Annotated in this window: 10 protein-coding genes; 8 read left to right on the top strand and 2 right to left on the bottom strand. The window is 63.4% G+C overall.

The genetic code is table 11. The features are described from left to right. Nucleotides 1-373: 373 nt before the first annotated feature. Nucleotides 374-1,441: a phosphoribosylformylglycinamidine cyclo-ligase gene (purM, locus tag DK391_RS26505; protein WP_109480972.1), complete on the bottom strand. Its 1,068-nt coding sequence runs from the start codon at nt 1,439-1,441 to the stop codon at nt 374-376. A 97-nt stretch (nt 1,442-1,538) separates the two neighbouring features. On the opposite strand from purM, the gene DK391_RS26500 reads away from it, so the two are divergent. The 8 genes from DK391_RS26500 to DK391_RS45625 all read left to right on the top strand — a co-directional run bounded on the left by DK391_RS26500 (nt 1,539) and on the right by DK391_RS45625 (nt 8,157). Continuing rightward, nucleotides 1,539-2,615 (top strand): AI-2E family transporter, encoded by a 1,077-nt coding sequence (locus DK391_RS26500; RefSeq protein WP_109480971.1) that lies wholly within the window; start codon nt 1,539-1,541, stop codon nt 2,613-2,615. Nucleotides 2,616-2,657: 42 nt separating this feature from the next. After that, nucleotides 2,658-3,431 carry a DnaA regulatory inactivator Hda gene (gene hda / locus DK391_RS26495; protein ID WP_109480970.1) on the top strand — a complete coding sequence of 258 codons (774 nt, stop codon included), beginning with the start codon at nt 2,658-2,660 and terminating at the stop codon, nt 3,429-3,431. Further along, nucleotides 3,424-4,110 (top strand): HAD family hydrolase, encoded by a 687-nt coding sequence (locus tag DK391_RS26490; protein ID WP_109480969.1) that lies wholly within the window; start codon nt 3,424-3,426, stop codon nt 4,108-4,110. The genes hda and DK391_RS26490 overlap by 8 nt, the downstream gene beginning before the upstream one ends. Next, nucleotides 4,107-5,726, top strand: coding sequence for a polynucleotide adenylyltransferase PcnB (gene pcnB, locus DK391_RS26485; protein ID WP_109480968.1), 1,620 nt, complete (start codon nt 4,107-4,109; stop codon nt 5,724-5,726). The genes DK391_RS26490 and pcnB overlap by 4 nt, the downstream gene beginning before the upstream one ends. A gap of 48 nt (nt 5,727-5,774) precedes the next feature. After that, nucleotides 5,775-6,329: a 2-amino-4-hydroxy-6-hydroxymethyldihydropteridine diphosphokinase gene (gene folK / locus DK391_RS26480; protein WP_109480967.1), complete on the top strand. Its 555-nt coding sequence runs from the start codon at nt 5,775-5,777 to the stop codon at nt 6,327-6,329. Nucleotides 6,330-6,340: 11 nt separating this feature from the next. Beyond that, the gene (locus tag DK391_RS26475; protein WP_109480975.1) at nt 6,341-7,021 is read left to right on the top strand and encodes a deoxynucleoside kinase; all 681 of its coding nucleotides are present in this window, start codon (nt 6,341-6,343) and stop codon (nt 7,019-7,021) included. A gap of 42 nt (nt 7,022-7,063) precedes the next feature. Then, nucleotides 7,064-7,879: a 3-methyl-2-oxobutanoate hydroxymethyltransferase gene (gene panB / locus DK391_RS26470; RefSeq protein WP_109480966.1), complete on the top strand. Its 816-nt coding sequence runs from the start codon at nt 7,064-7,066 to the stop codon at nt 7,877-7,879. Between the two features lie 146 nt (nt 7,880-8,025). Further along, a complete protein-coding gene (locus DK391_RS45625) occupies nt 8,026-8,157 on the top strand; it encodes a hypothetical protein (protein WP_275426833.1) in 132 nt (43 codons plus the stop codon). A 33-nt stretch (nt 8,158-8,190) separates the two neighbouring features. Here the strand turns inward: DK391_RS45625 and pabB are convergent, their stop codons facing one another. After that, complete coding sequence (gene pabB / locus DK391_RS26465) at nt 8,191-10,056, bottom strand: aminodeoxychorismate synthase component I (RefSeq protein WP_109480965.1); 1,866 nt, start codon at nt 10,054-10,056, stop codon at nt 8,191-8,193. Nucleotides 10,057-10,084: the final 28 nt, after the last annotated feature.

Here is a 10,084-nt window from a genome sequence, read left to right as displayed (position 1 = left end):
GACACACCGTTTGCCACCTGGGCGGCCTGGGCCGAACTGGTAAGACCTGCTGAGACGCGGGTGTTTGAAGAGGGTGATGCGCCGTTAAAGAGCGCTGGCAGCGGGCATCAAGAAGAGTGATGCCGTGTGAAGGATAGGACCGGTGGGGGACCCGCAGGCAACTACAAGAACTGGCGGTGTTCAGCGGCTTTCTTTTGCCTACTTTTCTTTGCCGCGGCAAAGAAAAGTAGGTGCCGCCCCGCACAGGGGCGACGCTAGCAAACCAGAAGCAAACCGCGGACGCCAGCACAACAACAAAAAAGCCGCCCAGTAAAAAAACCAGACGGCTTCCACAACAAAACACCAGACAAGCGCCCGCCAAGGGCAAAAAAAATCACACCACGACAGTCTGCGCTTCACCTTCAGCGCTGTCGCGAACAACACCAATCTTCCAGACCTGCTCGCCAGCGGCGGACAAAAGCCCGATCGCAGCATCAGCATCAGCGGCAGAAACGATCACAGCCATACCAATCCCGCAATTAAACACACGATGCATTTCCGCATCAGCGACACCGCCATGCTTCTGCAGCCATGCAAACAGCGGCGGCAGCGGCCACGCGCGATGATCCAGCTCAGCCGTCAGGCCTTCACGCAACACGCGCGGAATATTCTCGACCAGCCCGCCGCCGGTGATGTGCGCCATGCCCTTCACTTCGAGCTGCTGCATCAGCGCCAGCAACGGCTTCACATAGATATGCGTCGGCGCCATCAGCGCCTCGGCCAGCGTGCGACCGTCGAAATCGGCATTCAGGTCCGGCTGCGCGCGCTCGATGATCTTGCGCACCAGCGAATAACCGGTCGAATGAATCCCGCTCGACGCCAGACCCAGCACGACATCGCCCGGCACGATCTTGCTGCCGTCGATGATCTTGCTCTTTTCCACCGCGCCAACGGCAAAACCCGCCAGATCGTACTCGCCGTCCGGATACATGCCCGGCATTTCCGCCGTTTCGCCGCCGATCAGCGCGCAACCCGCCAGTTCGCAACCCTGCGCGATACCCTTGACGACGGTGGCCGCCGTGCCGACGTCCAGCTTGCCGCACGCGAAGTAATCGAGGAAAAACAGCGGCTCGGCGCCTTGCACCAGAATGTCGTTGACGCTCATCGCGACCAGATCCTGGCCGACCGTGTCGTGACGGTTCAGCTGGAATGCCAGTCGCAGCTTCGTGCCCACGCCGTCCGTGCCCGACACGAGCACGGGCTCCTTGTAGCGCTTGGGCACTTCGAACAGCGCACCGAAACCGCCGATGCCGCCCAGCACGCCTTCGCGCAGCGTCTTCTTGGCAAAGGGCTTGATCGCATCGACCAGGGCGTCGCCTGCGTCGATGTCCACGCCCGCGTCGCGATACGACAAACCTTGGGTCGAATCAGGGGAATTCGGGGCGGATTTCGGTTGATTCATGGGGGGAGTGCTCGAAGGTCGGTAAAATGCGATTTTACCCGATGCCGGCCGCACGGCTGGAATTTGAGACGCCGGAACGACACCAGGGAAACCCGCTTTGCAGCAAAACAGTCCGATCCTCACGCCGTACCAGCGCCGCGCCTTTATCTGGCTTGCCATTGCGCTTGCCGTGGGCATTCTGCTCTGGCTGTTGAGCCCCGTGCTCACGCCGTTCCTGCTCGGCGCGATCCTCGCCTATATCCTGCAGCCGGGCGTCGCGTGGATGACGCGTCGCCGCGTGCCGCGCGGCCTCGCCGCGACGCTGATGATCCTGTTCTTCGTGGCGATCGTCACGTTGCTGGTCCTGCTCGTGCTGGGCGTCATCCAGAAAGAAGTGCCGCAGCTCAAGCAGCAGGTGCCTGTGTTCTTCTCGCACCTGCACGGCTGGCTGACACCGAAACTCGCCATGCTGGGCGTGAGCGACTCGCTCGATTTCGCCAGTATCCGCGACATGGTGATGGGCCAGCTCGAAGGCAGCGCGCAGACGGTCGCGCTTTACGCGTGGACGTCGATTCGCACCAGTTCGAACGTGATGATCACCGTGGTCGGCAACGTCGTGATGGTGCCGCTCGTGCTGTTCTATCTGCTGTACGACTGGAACGCGATGCTCGCGCGCGTGCGCGGCTTCATCCCGCGCCGCTTCTTCGCGAAGACGATCCATCTCGCCCGCGACATGGATCACATGCTGTCGCAATACCTGCGCGGCCAATTGCTCGTGATGGGCGTGCTCGCGGTGTTTTATGCCGTCGCGCTGTATATCGCCGGATTTGAAATCGCGCTGCCCGTCGGCATCTTCACGGGGCTGGCCGTGTTCATCCCGTATCTCGGTTTTGCCACGGGCCTCGGCCTCGCGCTGCTCGCCGCACTGCTACAGTTCGGCAACTGGTACGGTTTCGGTGCCGTCGCGTTGATCTACGGCGTCGGACAGATTCTCGAAAGCTTTATCCTGACGCCGCGGCTGGTCGGCGAACGGATTGGCCTGCATCCGCTTGCCGTGATCTTCGCGCTGCTCGCGTTCGGCCAGCTGTTCGGCTTTTTTGGCGTGCTGCTCGCGCTGCCCGTGAGCGCCATACTCTCGGTCGCGTTCCGTGAGCTGCGGCAGAGTTATCTGTCGAGTTCGCTTTACAAGAATTGATGCCTTATCGATCCGCTTATTCGTCTTAACGGCTTATCTATCGTGTCGCGCCAACTGACGCTCGATCTCGGCACCCCGCCGCCATCGACATTCGACAACTTCTTCGCCGGCACCAACGCCGAGCTGGTCACGCGCCTGCGCGAACTGGACGCGGCGCTCGCGGCCGGCCCGGTCGCGGACCGCTCGTTCTACGTGTGGGGCGAGACGGGCAGCGGCCGCACGCATCTGCTGGAAGCGCTCGTGCACGAAGCGCCGCCGGGCCATGCGCGCTACGCCGGCCCGCAGAGCAGCCTCGCCGCGTTTTCGTTCGATCCGGCCGTCGCGCTGTACGCAATCGACGATTGCGACCGCCTGTCGGGCGCGCAGCAGATCGCCGTCTTCAACCTGTTCAACGAGGTGCGCGCGCATCCGACCAGCGCGCTTGTCGCGACGGGCAACGCGGCGCCGATGGGCCTGAACGTGCGCGAAGATCTGCGCACGCGCCTCGGCTGGGGCCTCGTGTTCCACGTCGCGCCGCTCGCCGACGAAGGCAAGGCAGCCGTGCTCAAACGTGCGGCTCGCGAGCGCGGCATCAATCTCGCCGACGACGTGCCCGCCTATCTGCTCACGCATTTCCGCCGCGACATGCCGAGCCTGATGGCGCTGCTCGACGCGCTCGACCGCTTCTCGCTCGAACAGAAGCGCGCCGTCACGCTGCCGTTGCTGCGCACCATGCTCGCGTCGCCCGATAACGCAGGCAGCGCCGCCGACAGCCCACGCCGCGCCGCTCTGCAAGCCCAGTCATCCGCTTCAAGTAAAATAGTCCCCCATGGCTAACCTCGCTCTCTTCGACCTCGATCACACGCTCATCCCCACCGACAGCGACCACGAATGGGGCCGCTTCATGGTGAAGCTCGGCATTGTCGACGCCGACAGCTTCGCGCGCGAAAACGATCGCTTCTTTGCCGACTACAAGGCCGGCAAGCTCGACATTCATGCGTATCTGGTCGCGATGCTGACGCCGCTCGCGAAATATCCGCGCTCGCAACTGAAGGTATGGCACGACCAGTACATGCACGAAGTGATCAAGCCGGCCATCGTTCCCGCTGCAATGGAACTGGTGAACCGGCATCGCGACGCCGGCGATCTGTGCTGCATGGTCACCGCGACCAACGAGTTCATCACGGCGCCCATCGCTGAAGTATTCGGCGTCGAGAAGCTGATCGCGTGCGAAGTAGAGACCGTGGATGGCCATCCGGCATCTGACTACACCGGCTACCCGAAAGGCACGCCGAGCTACCGTGAAGGCAAGATCGTGCGCACGGAAGAATGGCTCGCGTCGCTGGGCAAAACCTGGTCGGACTTCGAGCGCAGCTATTTCTACAGCGATTCGCATAACGACATCCCGCTGCTCGAGAATGGCACCGACCCGATCGCGACCAACCCCGACGACACGCTACGCGCACACGCGCAGAAGAAAGGCTGGCGCATCCTCGAACTCTTTCAACCCACGTGATCAAGAAACTCATTCGCAAGCTGTTTGGACAGGACGCAGAGCCCGCTGACGAGGCCGCGCCCGCCACAGAATCAGACGACTCCGCGCGCGACGAACGCGCGCCGCATACCAGCCGTTCGACGCGTTCTACGTCGAAGAGCGGCACAGGCGCAGCCAAGAGCGGCGCCCGGCGCAAACCGGCCGCAGCCGCTGCCGTGCCTGAGCCGGATGCGCCCGTCATCGTCTCCTCCGATATCCATGGCATCGACCCGTCGCTGATCTCGCGTAACGCGATTCGCGTCACGGAAGGTCTGCAGCAGGCGGGCTTCCGGGCGTTTATCGTCGGCGGCGCGGTGCGCGATCTGCTGCTCGGCATCGCGCCGAAAGACTTCGACGTCGCCACCGCTGCCACGCCCGAACAGGTGCAAAAGCTGTTCCGCCGCGCGCGCATCATCGGGCGGCGTTTCCAGATCGTGCACGTGCAGTTCGGCCAGGAAATCATCGAGACATCGACGTTCCGCGCGCTGGTGGATGCACCGCCCGCCGATGCGCCGCCGCCGCGCCGTCTGAAGCGCGACGAGCTGGATCGCCGCACGCACGCCGTCGATGCCAGCGGCCGCGTGCTGCGCGACAACGTCTGGGGCGAGCAGCATGAAGACGCGACGCGCCGCGACTTCACCGTCAACGCGATGTACTACGACCCCGCCACGCAGACGGTGCTCGATTATCACAACGGCATGGCCGACATGCGTGCGCGCCTGCTGCGCATGATCGGCGACCCGGCGACGCGTTTCCGCGAAGACCCGGTGCGCATGCTGCGCGTGGTGCGTTTCGCGGCGAAGCTCGATTTCGAAATCGAAGAAGCGACGCGCGCGCCGATCAAGGAACTGGCCGATCTCATCAACAACGTGCCCGCCGCGCGTCTGTTCGATGAAATGCTCAAGCTGCTGCTGTCGGGCCACGCGCTTGCGTGCCTGCAGCGTCTGCGCAAGGAAGGCCTGCATCACGGCCTGCTGCCGCTGCTCGACGTCGTGCTCGAACAGCCGCACGGCGAGAAGTTCATCACGCTCGCGCTGAACAATACGGACACTCGCGTGCGCGCCGGCAAGCCGGTGTCGCCGGGCTTCCTGTTCGCTACGTTGCTGTGGCATGACATGCAGCAACGCTGGCAACAATACGAAGCCAACGGCGAGTATCCCGTGCCCGCGCTGCATCGCGCGATGGACGACGTGCTCGACATGCAGACCGAGAAGCTCGCCATCCATAAGCGCTTCTCGTCGGATATGCGCGAAATCTGGGGCTTGCAGCATCGCCTCGAAAAGCGCTCGGGCCGCAGCGCGCTGAAGCTGCTGGAACACCAAAGATTTAGAGCGGGGTATGATTTCCTCCTGTTGCGCTGCGAATCGGGCGAGCTGGATGAAGCCGTCGGTACGTGGTGGACGGAGTTCATCGAAGGAGACATCGCCGCGCGTGAAGCACTGCTTTCGCAAGGCGGGAAGGACCGGGCGCCCAGAAAACGTCGGCGGCGTAGCAATAGCCGGAACCGCAGCAAACAGGGCGACGGAATGGAGGGCGGCACGGCTTCAGGAGACCGCGCAGCAGACGATGCGAGCCACGACGGCCCGCACGAAGACTGACGCAGTTCCGGCCCGCGCCGTCGAACGCAAGTTGCAGGAAGTTATGCCATGACGGTTGCCTATCTCGGCCTCGGCGCGAACCTCGGGGACGCGCGCCAGACCCTGAAAGACGCGGTGGTGTGCCTCGCACAACAGCACACCATCACCGTGCTCGCCAAGTCGAGCCTGTATCGCACCGCCCCGATCGACGCGGGCGGCGACGATTATCTGAATCTCGTCGTCAAGCTCGATACCACGATGCCCGTGCGCCATCTGCTCGCGCTGTGCCACAAGATCGAGCATCACTTCGGCCGGGAGCGTCCCTTTCGTAACGCGCCGCGCACACTCGATCTCGATATCCTGCTGTACGGCGAACACGCCATCGACGAACCCGATCTGATCGTGCCGCATCCGCGCATGACGGAGCGCGCGTTCGTGCTGGTGCCGCTGGTCGAAGTCGAACCCGAACTGATCATTCCGCAACGCGGCCGCGCCGATGCGTTTCTGGCTGCCGTCGCCGATCAGCGTATCGAGAAGTTGAAATCGCCCTGCCAGTGCCTTGCGCCCGGCGCGGTGGACAACATCGGAAGCGCGGACGCCGCGCCCAAAGGCGGCTGCCCATGAGTTCGCTGCCCATGACCGCCCCGCCGCTCACCGTGACGGCGCCCGATCTGCGCCCGCCGCATGGTTACCTGACCATCGAAGGGCCGATCGGCGTCGGCAAGACCTCGCTCGCGCGGCGTCTCGCGCAACGCTGGTCGATGCACGAACTGTTCGAGCGCCCGCAGGACAATCCGTTTCTCGAACGCTTTTATCGCGATACGGCGCGCTATGCGTTGCCCGCGCAACTGAGCTTCGCGCTGCAACGCGCGCAGCAGGTGCAGGACATCAACGCGTTGCGCACGGCGAATACGCCACTCATCACCGATTTCATGACGCAGAAGAACGACATCTTCGCGCGTCTCACGTTGCAGGACGACGAGTATCAGCTGTATCGCGCGCTGGGCGCGAAGCTCGATGCGCCGGGTCCGTCGCCCGATCTGATCATCTATCTGCAGGCCAGTCCTGAAGTGTTGTTCTCGCGCATCCAGAAACGCGCGCTGCCGATGGAACTGCAGATTTCGGACGCGTACCTGCGCTCGCTGTGCGACGCGTACAACGACTTCTTCTATCACTACAGCGGCGCGCCCGTTCTCACGGTCAACGCCGAACACCTGAATCCGCTCGATTCCGACGCGGACCTTGCTTTGCTCGTCGAACGCATCGAATCGATGCGCGGGCGCAAGGAATTCTTTGTCAAAGGCGGCACGCTATAGCGTCTGGCTGTAGCGTGACGCCGTCTTTCCAACGGATCACCCATGACCTATTTGCAGGAGACGAGTCGCAGCGCCGTCACCGTCCCGAAACTTCAGGCGATGCGCGAAGCCGGCGACAAGATCGTGATGCTCACGTGCTACGACGCGAGCTTCGCGGCGCTGCTCGATCGCGCGGGCGTCGATTCGCTGCTGATCGGCGATTCGCTCGGCAACGTGCTGCAAGGCCAGAGCACGACGCTGCCCGTCACCATCGATGAGATCGCCTATCACACGGCCTGTGTCGCGCGCGCGAAGCCGTCGGCGCTGATCGTCGCCGATATGCCGTTCGGCACCTACGGCACGCCCGCCGACGCCTTCACGAACGCCGTCAAGCTGATGCAGGCAGGCGCGCAGATGGTGAAGCTGGAAGGCGGCGAATGGCTCGCCGATACCGTGCGCTTTCTGGTCGAGCGCTCGATTCCCGTGTGCGGTCACGTCGGCCTCACGCCGCAATCGGTGCACGCGTTCGGCGGCTTCAAGGTGCAAGGCAAGACGGAAGCGGGCGCGGCGCAGCTGCTGCGCGATTCGCTCGCGATGCAGGACGCGGGCGCGCAACTGCTGGTGATGGAAGCGATGCCGACGCTGCTCGCCGCCGAGGTGACGAAGCAAGTGCGCATTCCGACCATCGGCATTGGCGCGGGCGTCGATTGCTCGGGTCAGGTGCTGGTGCTGCACGACATGCTGGGCATTTTCCCCGGCAAGCGCCCGCGCTTCGTGAAGGATTTCATGCAGGGACAGCCGAGCATTCTTGCGGCCGTCGAAGCCTACGTGCGCGCCGTCAAGGACGGCACGTTCCCAGGTCCTGAGCACACGTTCTGAAGTTTTGACTGAATTGCGCGGCGCTTCGAAGCGCCGCTTTTTCTTTGAGATTATCTTTAAGACCGTTCTGATTCGGCCTGCAATTGGCATCCACTATCTTCGTTCTCTTTTCAACGCGCTCACCGCGCGCCACCGGAGATACGAACATGAGCCCCTTCTGCCTGATCGACGTCACGAGTATTCGTGACCACGGCAATCATCCCCACGAATACGACGTCACCTGGCATGCGCGCCTGACTGCATGGATCGGGCGCCTGTTTCACCGGCATCCCGTCTGATGCGTATTTCTTCTACGTTGCCGGCTCAATCATTCAAGCAATAATCCGCGCCGGCAACGCGCCACGCAGCGCATTGCAGAGCATCAGCGATTGCGCGTTCAACACGTCTTCCCGGGTCAATACCCGCTCGCCCGCCTGCATGTCGGGATCTCCCAGCAGCACACTGCGCATCACGCCCGGCAACACGCCCGATGACAACGGCGGCGTCCACCAGCGCCCATCCAGCATCACGAAAACGTTCGATCGACCGCCCTCGGTCAATTCGCCATGTTCGTTGAAGAACAGGGTATCGAACGCATCCTGCGATTCGGCTTCGCGCCAGCCGCGATCGTATTCCGCGCGACGTGTGGTCTTGTGGCGCAGCAGCGGATCGGTTGCGTGCATCGTCGCAAAACCGTGGTCCGGACCGAGCAGCACGCCGACCACTTCTTCCGCGAGCGGCACGAGCGGCGCGACCGTGATTTCCACCGCGCCCGCCTTGTCCAGCGTGAGACGCATCCGGTATTCCGTCGCGCTGCGCAGCGCCGCGCATTGAGCGACGAGTTGCGCGCGCACGCCTTCGCCGTCGAATGCGAAGCCCAGCCATCTCGCGCTATTGCCCAGCCTTGTGAGATGGCGATCGAGATGCCGCACGCCGTCTTCGCGTGTCGCGTACATCGTTTCGAATAGCTGGAAGCCTGGGTCGGCTTCCGTCAGGAAACGTGCTTTCAATTTGCACTCCGCGTATTCGTCTTGCGCAACGCTATCGAGCACGATGCCCGCGCCGATACCCATTTCACCGTGGCGCACGCCGTCCGGCGCCGCGGCACCGATCGACAGCGTACGAATGGCGACCGACAGGCAAAAGTCGCCGCATTGCTTGCCGACCGCGTCGCCGAGATCCGGCTGCGCGTCGAGCCAGCCGATTGTGCCTGTATACAAGCCACGCGGCGTCGATTCGAGTTGTTCGATCAGCTGCATGGTCTTGTGCTTCGGCGCGCCCGTGATCGAGCCGCACGGGAAAAGCGCACGCAGCACGTCGGCGAACGAGGTTCGCGGGCGCAATGTCGCCGTCACGGTCGACGTCATCTGCCAGACGGATTGATACGGCTCGATCGAGAACAGCGCAGGCGTTTTCACCGTACCCGTTTCCGCGATACGCGACAGATCGTTACGCAGCAGATCGACGATCATGACGTTTTCCGCGCGGTTCTTCGGATCGTTCGCGAGAAACTCGGCGGCTGCACGATCTTGCGCTGCGTCCGAGGCACGCGGCGCGGTGCCCTTCATCGGCCGTGTGCGCAGCGCAGCGCCTTTCTTCTCGACGAACAGTTCCGGCGAACACGACACGATCCAGCCGTCATCGGGCAGTGCGATCAGCGCGCCGTAGGGCACCGCCTGGCGCGCGCGCAGCCGCCTGAACAGCGCGGCGGGCGTGCCGAACACATCGAAGTACAGCCGGTATGTGTAGTTGATTTGATAGGAGTCGCCGACGCGCAGCGCGTCGTGAATCGCGCCGATGGCCTGCGCGAACTGCGCTTCGTCGACGCTCGCGTGGACGCCGCCGATGCCCGCCACGGAAGGCTCGACTGCCGCGCTGTCATGGAGCACGAGCCACGCATCGACCTCGTCTCGCGACATCTTGCGGCACTGTTCGAACAATAAAAAACGCAGCGTGCCGCTGGCACGCTGCGTTTTTTGCTGCAAAGCCTGTCCAAACTCGTAGTCGCCCAGCACGACTGCGAACAGCCCGCCGTCGACATCGGCCGAAGCCGCCTCGCACACAGCCTCGAGCTGCGCGGGATCAGTGCAGACGTGCTCGCGCCGAAACCCCGTGTACAGCCGGCTAGACCGGCGACTCGCACTCGAATCGCAGTCGTCCAGCAACGCGAACACCGAGCCTGTTTTTTGAGCCGCCATGCATACCGCCAACTTCTGAACGCGCGTC

The sequence above is a fragment of the Paraburkholderia sp. C35 genome, assembly GCF_003121405.1.
In the GTDB taxonomy this organism is placed as follows: Bacteria; Pseudomonadota; Gammaproteobacteria; order Burkholderiales; family Burkholderiaceae; genus Paraburkholderia.
Note: the sequence above shows the minus strand (reverse complement) of the source record. Positions and strands in the feature narration are given on the sequence as shown.

What these genes read in the sequence shown, in the direction of transcription:
- purM (WP_109480972.1), bottom strand. Translation starts at nt 1,441, where the DNA reads ATGAATCAACCGAAATCCGCCCCGAATTCCCCTGATTCGACCCAAGGT.
- DK391_RS26490 (WP_109480969.1), top strand. Translation starts at nt 3,424, where the DNA reads ATGGCTAACCTCGCTCTCTTCGACCTCGATCACACGCTCATCCCCACC.
- folK (WP_109480967.1), top strand. Translation starts at nt 5,775, where the DNA reads ATGACGGTTGCCTATCTCGGCCTCGGCGCGAACCTCGGGGACGCGCGC.
- DK391_RS26475 (WP_109480975.1), top strand. Translation starts at nt 6,341, where the DNA reads ATGACCGCCCCGCCGCTCACCGTGACGGCGCCCGATCTGCGCCCGCCG.
- panB (WP_109480966.1), top strand. Translation starts at nt 7,064, where the DNA reads ATGACCTATTTGCAGGAGACGAGTCGCAGCGCCGTCACCGTCCCGAAA.
- DK391_RS45625 (WP_275426833.1), top strand. Translation starts at nt 8,026, where the DNA reads ATGAGCCCCTTCTGCCTGATCGACGTCACGAGTATTCGTGACCACGGC.
- pabB (WP_109480965.1), bottom strand. Translation starts at nt 10,056, where the DNA reads ATGGCGGCTCAAAAAACAGGCTCGGTGTTCGCGTTGCTGGACGACTGC.